The 13,729-nt window shown below is 46.0% G+C and carries 15 protein-coding genes; all 15 read right to left on the bottom strand.

Annotated elements, in window-relative coordinates:
- Window positions 1–3: 3 nt before the first annotated feature.
- Window positions 4–3,195 carry a hypothetical protein gene (locus OGM16_12350; protein ID UYJ45605.1) on the bottom strand — a complete coding sequence of 1,064 codons (3,192 nt, stop codon included), beginning with the start codon at window positions 3,193–3,195 and terminating at the stop codon, window positions 4–6.
- 196 nt (window positions 3,196–3,391) lie between these two features.
- Window positions 3,392–3,712 carry a bacteriophage Gp15 family protein gene (locus OGM16_12345; GenBank protein UYJ48455.1) on the bottom strand — a complete coding sequence of 107 codons (321 nt, stop codon included), beginning with the start codon at window positions 3,710–3,712 and terminating at the stop codon, window positions 3,392–3,394.
- A gap of 13 nt (window positions 3,713–3,725) precedes the next feature.
- Complete coding sequence (locus OGM16_12340; protein UYJ45604.1) at window positions 3,726–4,025, bottom strand: hypothetical protein; 300 nt, start codon at window positions 4,023–4,025, stop codon at window positions 3,726–3,728.
- A 16-nt stretch (window positions 4,026–4,041) separates the two neighbouring features.
- Window positions 4,042–4,497 (bottom strand): hypothetical protein, encoded by a 456-nt coding sequence (locus OGM16_12335; protein UYJ45603.1) that lies wholly within the window; start codon window positions 4,495–4,497, stop codon window positions 4,042–4,044.
- Between the two features lie 10 nt (window positions 4,498–4,507).
- A complete protein-coding gene (locus tag OGM16_12330) occupies window positions 4,508–4,915 on the bottom strand; it encodes a minor capsid protein (GenBank protein ID UYJ45602.1) in 408 nt (135 codons plus the stop codon).
- Entirely contained in the window at window positions 4,912–5,292 is a 381-nt protein-coding gene (locus OGM16_12325) for a minor capsid protein (protein UYJ45601.1), read from the bottom strand. The genes OGM16_12330 and OGM16_12325 overlap by 4 nt, the downstream gene beginning before the upstream one ends.
- Window positions 5,292–5,630 carry a hypothetical protein gene (locus OGM16_12320; protein UYJ45600.1) on the bottom strand — a complete coding sequence of 113 codons (339 nt, stop codon included), beginning with the start codon at window positions 5,628–5,630 and terminating at the stop codon, window positions 5,292–5,294. Before OGM16_12320 ends, OGM16_12325 begins: the two co-directional genes overlap by 1 nt.
- Before the next feature lie 4 nt (window positions 5,631–5,634).
- A complete protein-coding gene (locus OGM16_12315) occupies window positions 5,635–6,021 on the bottom strand; it encodes a hypothetical protein (GenBank protein UYJ45599.1) in 387 nt (128 codons plus the stop codon).
- A 14-nt stretch (window positions 6,022–6,035) separates the two neighbouring features.
- Window positions 6,036–7,019, bottom strand: coding sequence for a phage capsid protein (locus OGM16_12310; GenBank protein ID UYJ45598.1), 984 nt, complete (start codon window positions 7,017–7,019; stop codon window positions 6,036–6,038).
- Window positions 7,020–7,050: 31 nt separating this feature from the next.
- A complete protein-coding gene (locus tag OGM16_12305; GenBank protein ID UYJ45597.1) occupies window positions 7,051–7,695 on the bottom strand; it encodes a hypothetical protein in 645 nt (214 codons plus the stop codon).
- A 470-nt stretch (window positions 7,696–8,165) separates the two neighbouring features.
- Entirely contained in the window at window positions 8,166–9,869 is a 1,704-nt protein-coding gene (locus OGM16_12300; GenBank protein UYJ45596.1) for a phage minor capsid protein, read from the bottom strand.
- Window positions 9,853–10,059, bottom strand: a complete 207-nt coding sequence (locus tag OGM16_12295; protein UYJ45595.1) for a hypothetical protein — start codon at window positions 10,057–10,059, stop codon at window positions 9,853–9,855. Before OGM16_12295 ends, OGM16_12300 begins: the two co-directional genes overlap by 17 nt.
- A 149-nt stretch (window positions 10,060–10,208) precedes the next feature.
- Entirely contained in the window at window positions 10,209–11,795 is a 1,587-nt protein-coding gene (locus OGM16_12290; GenBank protein ID UYJ45594.1) for a phage portal protein, read from the bottom strand.
- A complete protein-coding gene (locus OGM16_12285) occupies window positions 11,792–13,156 on the bottom strand; it encodes a terminase (protein UYJ45593.1) in 1,365 nt (454 codons plus the stop codon). Before OGM16_12285 ends, OGM16_12290 begins: the two co-directional genes overlap by 4 nt.
- Entirely contained in the window at window positions 13,156–13,659 is a 504-nt protein-coding gene (locus tag OGM16_12280) for a terminase small subunit (GenBank protein ID UYJ45592.1), read from the bottom strand. Before OGM16_12280 ends, OGM16_12285 begins: the two co-directional genes overlap by 1 nt.
- Window positions 13,660–13,729 lie beyond the last annotated feature (70 nt).

Below are 13,729 nucleotides of genomic sequence, written 5' to 3'. Positions count from 1 at the left end.
TCCTTACGTTGTTCTTAACGTGTAACCGCTTCTCTTTTCCAGATCCGTCAGTTTCTTCTTTACATCACGGATATCAATGCTCACTGTCAGGTCCATGGCCTCGATCAGATCCACAATGCGCTCCAAGAGTTCCTGGATGCGCGCGATACGTGAATCATCCATACCGGTACCATTCTGTGATAACGCCATAGCGCGGCTTACCAGGTTCATAAGCCTGTCATCATCATTTTCATAAACAGCTGCACGGCCTGTTACTGCCAGCGGTGGCGCTGCGTTACCTGCTACACTTGACATCATGGATACAAGCGGAACCATACAGGAACGCATGCCGTTCTGGACTGCCTGGGTAATGCCCTGGGTGATCTGCTGGTTATTGGCAACTGCAGCACGGCCTCCCCAGCTTCCAACCATCTCCGGGATACCGTCCTCACGGGCTACGAACATCTGACCAGATTTCGGGAAGCCACCGGAGGCATTACCGGATACCGGCGAATTGGTACCATAGTCCCAATCATCACTGTCATCTGCCTCATCATCTTCAGCGTCTTCTTTAGCACTCTTGAAAATACTCTTCGCGCCTTCCACAATGCCATCCCAAACACCACCGACAAAATCAGCACAGCCCTGCAGCCATCCGGCAATGGAACCCCAGACGGATTTTAAGCCGTCCCAGAGTTTGTTCATGATGCTCTTTCCGACCTCGATCATTGCATCCGGTTTAAACACTTCTTTGATCTTTTTCCAGATATCTTCAAACCAATCCTTGATAGCGTTCCATTTTTCTTCAATGGTCCTTTTTACACTGTCCCAGATCTCTGAAAGCTTGTCTCTGATCGCTTCGAAAATAGATGTCGCAAGAGCTTTGATTGCATTCCACAACATAGAAGCAAATGCCTTGATCGCATTCCAGCGAAGTTCCCAAGAAGTCTTGATATTCTGTAAAGTTCCCGTAATAGTAGCATGGATCAGGTCCATTAAAGTTTTTACGATATCCTTCATGGCGTTCCAAATGCCACTGTAATACGTTTTTATTCCATCCCAGGCTCTTTCCCAATCTCCAGTAAATACACCTACTATAAAATCAATGAGACCACCTAATGCCGTCAACACATCCTGCAAGATTTCAGCAATATGACTTGCAAAGCTAAAAAAGGAATTAATAGCTGTCTGTACAAAATTTGCAATTACAGGAGCCGCTGTTTGTATGAACCACTCTATAAACGGAAGCAGTACATTATTCCAGAGTACGGTGATCGCATCTGCTACTTTTCCACCAAATTCCAGAAATGTTGCGATCAATGGTGCTAAATACTGCTCTGTAAAAGTTGAAAATTGCGTGGACAGGTTCTGTAATACCGGAAGAAAATAGGTATTATAAACATCCAGCAGAAGTGTTCCGATTTCAGTAAAACCCTGCTTAAAAGCCATTAACATTGGTGCAACATGCTCATCATAGACCTCTCCAATTTTGGCAAAAGTTGTTTCAACCAGGGATCTGATAGCTCCATAGATTGGCTCTATTGCAGAAAAGGTATCTTCTACTGTATCACGTATATAATCAGCATTTTCAATGAATGGTGCTGTGAGTACGTCCAGAATATCAGCTGCAATGTTTCCAGCCAGTTCCGTTATGCCCATAAAAGTTTCGGAAAAAATACCAATAATATCCGATGTAAACTGAACAGCACCGTCACTTCTCAGTGAAGAAAAAATAATTGCCAATGCTGAGCTAAAGTTGCCGGTTATTTCTGCTATCCTGGAACCGATATTGAACATCTGGACTATATAATCCTTGATACGTTCTTTGCGCTGTTCCAGGTACCTGCTGATGCCGCCCAGAAGATTATCTGCGATCGTTGCACCGATACTTGCTACAGAACCAGTGACTTGCCCTAAGGACCGGGCTAATGTATTGGCAAAACCTAAAGCCGCTGTCTGCACATCAGAATCAGTGAAAATATTCCCAAGGCTGTCTTTTATGGACTGGATGCTGCTTTGGATCGAATCAAATACAGATGTATCACCAAAAGCATCCCAAAAACCACTTGTAAAAGAGTCTTTTAACTGGTTCAGCAGATCAGCTATCTTCTGCAGCTTACCACTGACTATATCTTCCTGTTCCGGAAGCGTTCCCATATCAAAGTCATCTGCATTGTAGCCGCCTGCTCCACTACCGCCGGATCCACTTCCACTATCTGAGCCACTATCAGGATTTAAGATATTAAGCTCATCAATGCCTGTGGTCGCTGTTTTGATATCCTTAGCAGCTTTCTTTGCAGCATTCCCAGCACCGGAAGCAGCCGTTCCAGCTTTATCTGCTGCGGCAGCTACAGCTTCCATACCAGCTGTAGTTGCGGATGCTCCTGAATCTTTACCACCAGACATCATTGCAAAAAAGGCCTTGAACGCATTTGCCAGACTAAGTATCTTGCCTATTACCGTGTTGATCACCTGGATGACCGGGGATAATGCAGCTATAAGACCCTGACCTATGGTTGCCTTTAAGCTATCAAACTGCAGCTGTAAGATACGGACCTGGTTCGCCCAGCCAGTGGATGTCCTGGAGAAGTCACCTGCTGCCGTTGTCAGCTGATCCTGTACAAACTTATACCGCAAGGCAACCTTTTCCATTTCGGACATCTTTGCTGTAGTCTTTCCGAAGCCATTTGCCATGGCATAGCTGTCAAGAGCCGTCTGGGTCATAACAATGCCCAGGTCTTTCAGGCTTTCTGTTTCACCAGTGAATACAGACTTTAACTTCGTGTATGCCTCATCCTGACTGATGTTGTAGAAAGATGCCACATCTCCGGCAAGACCAGTAAGAGTTGTGGACATGTCATATGCAGCTTTCTCACTGAAGCCAAATGCCTTTGCCATAGCTCCAAAAGTACCGGTAAACCGCTTTGCCATGGTCTCAGACAATCCAAACTGAGTGGCTGCATTCTGGGCAAACTTATCTACCTGTTTGCTCATCTGGGAAAATGTAACATCAACTACGTTCTGGACTTCTGCCAGATCAGAGCCTAATTCTATACAGGACTTTCCAAAGTCAAATACTTTTTTGACTGCAAAAGCAGCTGCAAGTGCTTTGCCAGCTTTTTTTGCCAGATTCTGTATCCCCAGCATCTGACTGTCAAACTCATTTTTATTTACTACCAGATCAAGCCCGATCTGGCCTACGCTGTCTGCTGCCATATATGTCACCTGCCCTTTTCGTTAAGACAGGCACATCGGCACAGCGTCTTAGATCTTTAACTCAAATATTTTCCTGCATTCCTTATTTTTACATTTAAAAAAGATGCCCTTGCATTTGGCATCTTCTGACTTCATTGCATTGACCGGATACCCGCAATACGGGCACCGGACTTTTTCATGCTTTACTTTTTCAATTTCAACCACCTCCGCATAATGCAGCGAACATCCTTTCCAGACCTTCCATTTCCCTGTCATAAGCCTCCGGAGTCATCTGCTCCATCTGATGTTTACGCCAGCTGTCATGGATTCTTCGCTGATCAGTGGTAAAATGTTTGATCACATTATCATCTGTTTCAGAACGTATCGCTACCACCCGTCCCAGGGGAGTTTCCGGTCCAAGTCCGACCAGCAGGGAACGGAACTCATCCCAGCTGACCGTTTCAAACTCTTTCGTCCTTATACGCAACCCGTACTGCGTCATGAAACTGGAAATGATCAGGTCCCAGTCTTCAAACAGGTCGTAGTACGGGTCAGCGCTCTCCCTGGCCTGTGATATCTCCTGTGATCAGCTTTATGGCCTCCTGAATGACAGTCATCCAATCTGGAACCAGCAGTTTCAACGAATCAATTACCTTTCTGGATTTTTCTGGAAATACCAGTTCGTATAATTCATTCATATTTTCTTCTGAAGTTCCACCATTTCTTGTAACATTAATTACTTTCATCATGGTAGGAGCATCTGCATTTACCTCCAGTTTTTCTCCATTGATCATCAGGCATGGATTCCCATCAAATGTAAGCTTATCTGTAATATCTACTACTTTTGCCATTGCTCATTGTCTCCTTTTACGCTGCCACTACCGGTGTATAGGTTGGTTTTCCATAACAAGTAACCTCAAACTCCAGGGCATCGATATTCGTTGTATCACCGCCTCCTGGGGTAGTCACATTTACTACTACATCACAAGCCAGCTTAGCCCCGGATGTCATGGTCCACTCAAACTTGGTCATTACATCCTGGCCAAATTTCCATGCAAGGCCTGCGATATAATCATTTCCGGCATCACCTACGGAACGCTTTCCCTTAAAAGCAAAGCTGAGTTTTTTGCCAGTCATAGCAGATTTGGCCCAGCCTTCTGCGTCCATGGCATACCATTCTTCTGTGGTACCGTCAATGGTTGGCGCAAAGTTCTCCAGATCCGCAGGCATTACCATATCGCCGTCCACGCTGTCCATACCCTTTGTACCAAATTTAAACACGTTATTGTGTACAGGATATACTTTTCCTCCTACTTCACTCATTACACATTCCTCACTTTCTTTGATAGATAAGATCCAGCCAGATCACATATTCATATACCCCATTATCATCCGTTCCTACGTCCTGGGGTTCAGGAACCATTAAACGAAGATAATTAATGTGGGTATCTCCTATGTCCAGACTGGATATGCTTCTAAGTTTCTCAAATAGTTGATAAGCAGCTTCTTCACTTTCCGGTTTGTCCCTGTTCCAATGGACCAGAAGAGAGAGCTGCTTTGTATCATAGGTAGTGTATTCCAGGCCACCTAAAGCAATATTGGGTGGTCCGGATCCACTTCGGTTATAAATACCTATGGATTTCTGCTGTTTATTATCCAGCTTGCCGATATAAACATGGCTCTCTTCTGCAATTCCAAGAGAAATGATCCAATCCTGTATGTCCGTTAACCGCAGCATCATACGCCACCCGCCTTTTTATAAAACTTCTTAAAAGCTTCCTTGCAAAAACCGGAGCTGACACCTCCCGGAAGCCATGGCTCAAACCATTTACCGCCTGCAAAAGGATTTTCATACTTCTGGAACTGATATTCCGGATGGTAATACAGCCGCCTTGCATATGGCGTGCTGGATACCAGGCTTACTTTTCCGCTAGAAGCTTCACTGGTGTCCACGAAGGTGCTTTCATTCTGCAGGTTGCCAGTATCAAACGGCATGACCTGTGCCTGTACCACTTCCGTATGCAGCGCTTCCGCCGTCTGCTCCAAAGCAACTACTGCTGCACGGGTCAGTTGGCTGATACGGGGCATGTTCAGCTTTATAGTTGACTTTACCTGCATCAGATCACCTCCAGACTGCAGTAATTTACCGTACCGTCCGGATTCCTGTTCTTGCATCCCTGCTCGATCCGGCGTTCTTCACCAAATACCGTTACTGTTCCGCCACTTAAAGACGGCATATCCGGCGCGATGTCTCCTGTAAAAAGAGCAGTACCAGTGATCTGCACCAGCTTCTTTTCCGCTGTCAGAATGGTCTTGGCTTTATCCTGGAAATTACACATCAGATCCGCATCCAGGCTGTACTTCGGCCTTCCCTTATTATCCAGTTCTTCCGATTCCAGATGAACATGCACAGGCGTCTTACAGAGCCGCTTTGGCACTAAACATGGATATTTCATAGTCTCACCTCGCTAAACGGCAGCAAAGGCCCGTCTGGCACAGCATAGCGTATACATCGCGCTTCATGGCAACACCTTTATCTGTAAACACGTTCCAGGAATTACCAAACTGCATGGACACACCGTTGATGCTGTAGCTCTGCAAAACCGTGTTGATCTCATCTGCATTTTCTGTCTCAAAGTCAGCCTGCTGGCAGACCACTTCCCGGATCAGGTCCTGCTGAAATGGTGTCAGGTTAGAAAATCCCTGACCTACGATACGGTTGTAAGTCAGGGAATCAATATGGCGGCTGGCCTGGCGGAGAGCCTTTTTAAGCTCATCCGTTGGCACAGCACTGCCTTCATATTCGGTCTGGTAATATTCCGGTGTTACATACGGCTCATAAGCCATAAGACCACCTCCGATCAGGCTCCGGTATACTCTGTAGTATCCACATCTACGTAGATGCTGTCTACCTTACCATCACGTCCATTCGGGAATACAAACACATCAGACAGCGAACGGTTCTGATACAGGTATCCGTCACCCTCTGTATGTGCTCCTGGTTCAAAGTAGTAGATGCTGGAGATCTTCGGAACGATCTTGCAGGTCTGACCGCACGCTACCAAAACATTGATCCTGTGCGCTCCTGTTACAGCAGCTACATGGTTTTCGGTATCCTCTGTCACCTTTTTCAGTGGTGCAAAACCGCCGTTTTCCGGCTCCCAGTCAAAGGCGTCATAGAAGCGCTCATCATCCACCACTTCCATGATCGGCACACCGTCAATATCGGTTACACGGGTCTCAATTCCCATGCCGCCCTCTGCGACCTGGGTCATCTCGATCTTACGTGTAAATTCGGTAGACTGCTCCAGGGCATCCATAATGGCACTGGATACATACATCATCAACGTACCATTTGCTTTGTATCTTCTCAGCTTCCCCTTCGCCAGGATATCCTTCAGCATTCCGAATACTTTTGCCTTGGTATAGGTAGCAGCTGCTGTAGCACTATGGTATCCCTCTGCCTTCTGTGCTGCCTGCGCTACCTTTGCAAAGAACAGCGCATCTGTTTCCGGAACGACCTGGGTCTGCTCAAAGGTGCGGGAAATGTTCTGGATGGATGCAGTCGCATTGGTCTCATCCACATCTGCCTTATCCACCAGGAAAGAAATGTCACGGTCATGGGTAAGGGTAAACGGTACATCCTTCTGGGTATAATCGCCCTTATTCCAGCCGCCATTTCTGTTGTGATTTTTATATCCGGAAGTGGACATCTGGGTAAAGTGGAATGTCTTGGCATCTAACCACTTTACATTACTTGTTACAAAGGGAGAAGTTAAAGTCCCCTGCATGAGGATCTCTAATAATTCAGGCTCCCATACCTGTGCATAGTTTAAATTTGGCATATGATCACCTTGTCCTTTCTTAAATCATTTGTTAGTTGTTCCAACGGTTCCAGCGTTTAGCCGGGACACCTGTCTGCTGGGTCTGTGTTGCCTGCTGTGCCTGACCCGCACCGGCATTCCCGCTTGCAGCTCCTACCTGTACAAAACCAGTAGTACCCGCGGCCTGTGGCTTCAATCCCGGAACGTCTTCCAGGACTTTATTCAGGGCTGCTTTTAAATTCTCTTCATTGACCTTTCCGTCCTGTCCTACTGTCTGACTGAGATCTGCCATTTTGAGGATGTATGGAATTGTCTTGGCATCAATACCCAGGCTTACTGCAGCAAGTATAGCAGCGTTCTGGATCTGTGCCTGTTTGGCTGCCTCCTGTGCCTGTGTCAGCTGGATCTGCATAGCTCCCACATCTGGAGTATTGGCGGCTTTCTGCTGCTTAAAAGCTGCGATCGCCTGCTCTACTTCCTGTTGGGAAAGTCCCTGCTGCTTAAAATAAGCTTTCAAGGCGGTATCTTCCTTAGCTGCCAAAGTGCCGTCAAGCATCTGCTGAATCTTTCCATAGTCAATCGCCGGAGCTGCTCCCTGCTGATTGCTCTGATTCTGCTGTGCTGTCGGTGTCTGCGCTTGGGCTGTACCTGCCGCCTGTTGTGTCTGCTGTCCCTGGTTCTGATTTGTTTCTGCCATGTTAATAGTCTCCTTTCCATTTTGGGAGTGTCACTCCTGTTACTGATCCATTCTCATCGGTGTCACCGGCCGCGCAGAGTTTAATGCCATGCTCGCGTTTGGGCATAAAAATAACACCCAGGACTTACCTGCGTGCTTACTGCTCAATCTTATTACATTTGGTACAACGTCTTACATAACCGCCATACGGACCGGAAGCCCGGCTCCAATGTTTTCGGTAGTGGTGGCAGCACTCTTTCTTTTTGAAAAACCTCTGCCTGATCCATGATAAAAGTCCCATAAGATCACCTTCTTTCATTTGCGACGTCGCAATTATTCTTAAAAATGGGTACAAAAATACCACCGGCCTACTGACTGGTGGTATTTACTGACCTTGTTCCCAAGCCCAATTCTTCACTTTTTTAAACGCTTCTACAGCTTCCTGTGGAACACCTTCAAGCTCGCCATCATGAATACATTTTGCATACGGCTTATAAGTTTCCATCGCCTTTTGAATCTCCTCCGGATACTTGCGAATTACCATGTTTCTTCCCTCTTCGATGTTTTACCATATATTCAGCTTCAACTTCATCATACCTATCAATCCAGAACATTTGATCTGCGTAACTACTTATGTCGCTTACATTGTACTCCGTGATACCTGCTCTGTCAATTGTCTTCTTTGCTTCTTTACAAGCATTCTCTATATACTTACCATAGTTTTCTCTTGTAATTTCACCGTATCGTTTTCTAAAATTTTCAGCCTGCTTCATATGCCACATCTCATGAAATTCAACATTTCCTTGATCTTTAATCACTTTACTGTCTGCAATCTGAGGGATATAGAAAACTACATTTTGTATGGCGTCATACTTCCCATACGCTGTAGGCATTTCATCTGGCGAAACTATAATAATTTTAGGCCTTCTCTCCAGCGAAACTTCCCACTCTTTTAAAGCCTGCTCCGTTCTCTGATTCAATGTATGCAACGCACGAGGTTTTATATTCGTCTGATTGGAAATGTAAATCTCTGAATAGCTTTCAACTCGCTTAATGTTTATTTTCTGCTGCTGTTTAATAAATATTGTTGATGCTTCACCTCTGGTAACTGGTCTGTACGCCTGGTCTTTCCACTCTTCCGCTTTTATCTGGTATTCTTTTTGATTCTCCTTATCCAGCGAATACTCTGCCAGTCTCCCATACTTTTCCACCTGGCGCTCTGCATACTGTTGCCTGGCTTCCTGCTGGTTCTGAAGTCCAATCTCTTCCAGATCTTCTTTAGTCCAGGTATCATCTGCGGTAGAAATACCAGGGAAATATGTAGTATGGCTGTCCTTGCATCTTGGATGATAAAGCCCTTTGCTGATTGCATAACTCATCAGCGGATATTTCTTCCCAGTCTCCGGATCCACGCCGTCCTTGCTACCACCGCTCCACACATCATCGATCAGGACCTTACCAACAAAAGGAAGGCACTTAGGACACGGGTTTCCACGCTTGGCCATGATAACTGTTGTAACTCCCCACTCCTGACGTTTTTCGCCCTCTCCCTGCAGGTAAGCTCTTTTACTGGCTGTCCGGATCGCCATATCTGCATAGTCTGAAAGCGTATGTCTGGCACCGTTGGCATACTCCACGCAGTTAAGACCACGGGACAGCATATCTTTGGTAGCCATGTCCACAGCCTTTTCATAGGTCCCGGCACCTGTATTGGCATATACCTGGGCATTGAAGATCGCTTTTCGGTAATCATCGTTAGCCTTGCGAAGCACCGCTGTTTCCACTTTCTCCATATCGTCTCTGGTGGCTTTGATCAGCGCTTCCAGTTTACGGTCATTCAGCTTAAAAAACTCTGCCGTAGCTCCCGAGCCAGTTTTCTTAGCCCCCTTAAAGCCTTTCTTAATCGCCTGAAGTATACGCCTTTCCTGCTGCATACCGCCTTTTGACCGTGACATCCGGATCAGACTGTCAATCTGGTCATTAATACTTTTAAACTGCTTGCTGTATTTCTTCTGGTTACGGACTTTGTACTTTTCCAGGGCTTTTAGCTGCTCTGTCTGCCACATAGACCAGTTATAACCTTCTTTGGTTTCCTCTGCCCGATGCCGATCCATATTCCGGATCATAGAAGCTATCAGCTCATCCTCTATCTTCTGGAAAGCTGCAGCAAGATCATATTCATTCTTCCTTGGCATCAGTATTCACCCGTTTCTGAATATTAGCTGCAATCCTTGCACAGCGCTTTCTGTTTATGCAACGGATATTATTCTGGCAGTTGGGTGCTCTCATAACGCAGCTATACTCGATTTTCTCTAACTCCGGTTCAAAATCCGGACAGTATGCGCAAAAGTCCTGCAATAATAACGTAAATCCTGGAATATCCATACTACTATCTCCTGTTCGCATATACCTTATAGCCTTGTGCCTTAAAGTTACGGGTAAGATCTTTAAGCTGAGTCATGCTGCTACAACGGTCCACCCTTAATTCTGCATAGCCTTTTTTCTCAATCGCATATATTCCAAAAGGTACCTGCTCACTGGCTATTTCCAGCAGCCCCTGATACTCCTTCTGGCTCATTCGGTAAACCCGGTTCATTACCTTCACCTGCATTGCCTTCACCCCCAAGATTGACATTAAAAAGCCCGGCAGCCATATTGACTCCCGGTTCTTCTACCTCTGTAATACCCTGTTCTGCTTTCAGACGTGCTATTTCTTCCTGTTTCCACTGATCATCTCTGGAATCTCCATACAGTTCTTCCACTTGGGCTTCCACACTCATCAGTGCGACGCCAGGCCGCGCTTTTGCCATTGTCTCAACCTGACTTTCAAAAGAAGGATTTGCGTACTCACCGAACGGAATATCCACCTTTACCTCTTCAATTGGATTTTTTAAGAGAATATTGTAGGCATTAATGGCAGCACTGACCAGTTTCGGAAGCTTCTCCTGCAAGGCTTCCACGATAGCATTCCTGGTGTAAAGAGTTGTCTTTTCCTTCTCTCGCTGTGCTTCTGCATTATCCAGCTTCTTAACATCAATTCCCAGTGTACTTGGGCTGATGATTCCCTGCAGGCAGAGATCCAATGCGGTCACATAAGAGGCCAGATAACTGTCATGAGGGATTGTTGGCTGATCTGTCTGTATCTTATTTTCAGCCTTTTCTGACATGTCATTGTCACCAGCAAAAAAGCGGCAGTCAAAAGAATTAGCCTTGAGTGGTGCGCCGGTCTCTGGGTTTTTAGGAACCAGGCATTCAGGGATGTATGTCTTAGCCCTTCCTGCTCTTAAAGCATCCATCCACTGGGACCATACCTCATCCAGCGCGTCGAAGCTGTCCAGTTTACCATCAAAGACTGATCCACCTCTGCCTTCATACTTCGCTGATTCGTATACGTTGATCGGTACTGCAAGGATCATCTGCTTATCAAATGAAACATCCTGAAGCGCTTCTGTTTCCCTAAGAAGGGCTTTATTCACAAGCGTATTGCCCTGATACAGTTCATTGGTTATATAACCATATCCGTATCTTTCATTTAATACATAAGTTTTTCCACCGCTTTTGTACAGCGTCTTAAAGATCACTTCCTGTATACGGTCACGTCTGCGTATGATCTCGATCCGTTCTCCCGGATACCATTCTAGGATAGGGAATTCACTTGCCTGCGTATCAATAGTCACTTTAAATGCACCATCTCCGATACAAAGGATCTCTTTTAAGGCTTTTTCCATTTTCTTACGGAAATCATTTGCCTGTGCTATGCTTTCCCACAGCTGTTCCTGCTGGTCACTGTCAAAATCAAAATCATTCATATCCGCCATGGTAATAGCTGCCAGTGTGCGGACGATCAGCCCTGGAAGGCCTGTATGTACCTTACGCATTTCCAAACCAGGCGTACACTTACTTGCCCAGAACTTATATTGATCAGCACAATCATGCACTTCCCTGTACAGCTGCTCCAGCTCATTACTGTCACCTCTGTACCAGATCCGGTTGCGGATCGCACTTGTCTCAAAGTCTAATAATTCGTTGATCTGTATGTTATATGGACTGGCTGGAATCACGTTCAACCAGCTTCGTATCCCCCGCTTGATATTCTCATTCATTTGTTCCAACCACCTCATTTCTTATCCTCCTCAAACCCGATCATGTTGCGATACGGTATCCAGCTGTACTGTCCCGCATTGATCGTATGGTCATTTCTGTCTTCCGGCTTATCCTTGTCTTCTTCCCAACTATATTTTTCAAGCTCAGCCAAATGTTCTGGGCACTCATCAACCACCAGGTAACAATCCTGCTGGATCCAGCCAAGCTGCAGTTTGATACGGTCCAGGATCTCCAGTTTCTTGTAAGCATCCCAGAAGTTATAAATGCAGCCATTCAGACGCCTGTATTTTTTAAGCTCCGTCATGGTTGCCTGGTCAGCATTGTCTATGTATACATCTTTTGCAAATCCCCACTCCTTCCGGCAGCGTTCCAAAAATCCCACAAACTTTACAGCCGTATCGCTGGGAGCAATGGGATTTTCCAATTCTGCATTGTTGTAAACCTTTTCTGCCAGCGTGATCAGCCGTCTGTCTTCTGTAATTCCCTGAAAGATCATTGAGATCGTATCTGGTGACTTGCTGGAATAAGCTGTATCCAGTCCGCAGGAAAACTTCTTCCAACGGATCCGGCCCACCTTTACCTCTGCTCTTACCCAGGCAGCAGTGACAACATGCTTTTTTCGGTCGAAGTTTGGAAACACCAGACCAGTTGCTTTTCCGCGCAGCCCCTGGATCTTATTCTTCCAGATCTTTGTACCCTTCGGTGTATTAGCCAGGATCTTGTCCAGCTTTTCCTTAGGCAGACCCAGATTATGGGCAAAAGAAAAGAACCAATGCACCCAGCCGTGCTTTGGCTCTTCTTTCAATTCATCTTTGATTTCCTGTGGTGTTTCCTCTTCCCACTCTGGCAGAGGCCGGGAGCAGTTGATGTACTCTTTATACACCGGTAATGACGGATCATCCGGATTAAGCGTAGCCATAAGATAATCACAACGCATGGCAGCTTCTCGTACAAAGTCTATATCAGCTGTGTTGATCTCATCAATATACAGGCAGCCATACTGACCACCCAGAGCCTTCTGCCATTTCTTCTTGTCACCGTAGCCCATCACGTATATGACTTTATCACCACCGGAAGTATGGAACAGGATATGGGGGATCTTATCGTCTTTGGTTCCGTTACCATTGTACTCAACGAGGACACCAAAATCATCCATGATGCCAAGATCTTTGTTGATGATGTTCTTCTCAGCGGTACCGGTATCCTTGGCTGCTATGATGTGCAGCTTCTTGGGAGACTCTGCCACTTTCAGCATGAACTTAAACAGCCCTACTGTGGTTTTTCCGGCCGCTGTTGTCCCTTCCAGGAACTCTACCGGCGCATCACATCTGAGAAAGGCTTTGTATTTATCTGATAACAACAAACGTTCTGCACTCACTATCCATCACCACGCATCTGCCGGATCAGGTCATCCAGCTTAGTCTGCTCTGCTTCCAATCCTGTAACTTCCAGCTTATCCTTAAACATGCCAAGATGCCGTCCCAGAAGCTCCAGAGCCTTTTCTTTATCATTCAGTTTGAGTTCTATACCGTTCTTTCCTTCTTTGATCCCGGCAATAGCCTTGATCTGATTCTCTGATAGCTTACTGGTGTCCGTCAGGATCACGTTTCCATGAGAGATCTGTACAAAGTCTGTAGCCTTGGCAAAGGCGATCGCAGCCAGTTCTTCAATCACGCGGTCCTGTGTGACCTCCGTCCGTTTCTGGCGCTCCTGCATGCGTTCTGAGATATAAGCCGCAACCTTAGCATTTCTTAGCAATCGACTTGCATTAGCCGCTGCTATATCATCATTCTTCACTCTTGGATAAGCGACCTTGTAAGCCCGCGTGGCATTCAGGTCAATGAGATATTCATCTGCAAAAATCTTCTGTTTTTTTGTCATTTGGGGCTCACCTCGCTTTCTTTTACATGCTAAAAAGAGCCCCGGTCTTTTCAACCAGGACTCTCAAAGG

Source organism: Lachnospiraceae bacterium (assembly GCA_025758065.1).
In the GTDB taxonomy this organism is placed as follows: Bacteria; Bacillota; Clostridia; order Lachnospirales; family Lachnospiraceae; genus Enterocloster.
Note: the sequence above shows the minus strand (reverse complement) of the source record. Positions and strands in the feature narration are given on the sequence as shown.

Excerpts from the sequence above, each read along its gene's own strand:
- OGM16_12320 (UYJ45600.1), bottom strand. The coding sequence starts at position 5,630 with ATGAAATATCCATGTTTAGTGCCAAAGCGGCTCTGTAAGACGCCTGTG.
- OGM16_12325 (UYJ45601.1), bottom strand. The coding sequence starts at position 5,292 with ATGCAGGTAAAGTCAACTATAAAGCTGAACATGCCCCGTATCAGCCAA.
- OGM16_12300 (UYJ45596.1), bottom strand. The coding sequence starts at position 9,869 with ATGCCAAGGAAGAATGAATATGATCTTGCTGCAGCTTTCCAGAAGATA.
- OGM16_12290 (UYJ45594.1), bottom strand. The coding sequence starts at position 11,795 with ATGAGGTGGTTGGAACAAATGAATGAGAATATCAAGCGGGGGATACGA.
- OGM16_12340 (UYJ45604.1), bottom strand. The coding sequence starts at position 4,025 with ATGGCAAAAGTAGTAGATATTACAGATAAGCTTACATTTGATGGGAAT.
- OGM16_12295 (UYJ45595.1), bottom strand. The coding sequence starts at position 10,059 with ATGGATATTCCAGGATTTACGTTATTATTGCAGGACTTTTGCGCATAC.
- OGM16_12330 (UYJ45602.1), bottom strand. The coding sequence starts at position 4,915 with ATGATGCTGCGGTTAACGGACATACAGGATTGGATCATTTCTCTTGGA.
- OGM16_12305 (UYJ45597.1), bottom strand. The coding sequence starts at position 7,695 with ATGGCAGAAACAAATCAGAACCAGGGACAGCAGACACAACAGGCGGCA.
- OGM16_12350 (UYJ45605.1), bottom strand. The coding sequence starts at position 3,195 with ATGGCAGCAGACAGCGTAGGCCAGATCGGGCTTGATCTGGTAGTAAAT.
- OGM16_12335 (UYJ45603.1), bottom strand. The coding sequence starts at position 4,497 with ATGAGTGAAGTAGGAGGAAAAGTATATCCTGTACACAATAACGTGTTT.
- OGM16_12315 (UYJ45599.1), bottom strand. The coding sequence starts at position 6,021 with ATGGCTTATGAGCCGTATGTAACACCGGAATATTACCAGACCGAATAT.
- OGM16_12310 (UYJ45598.1), bottom strand. The coding sequence starts at position 7,019 with ATGCCAAATTTAAACTATGCACAGGTATGGGAGCCTGAATTATTAGAG.
- OGM16_12280 (UYJ45592.1), bottom strand. The coding sequence starts at position 13,659 with ATGACAAAAAAACAGAAGATTTTTGCAGATGAATATCTCATTGACCTG.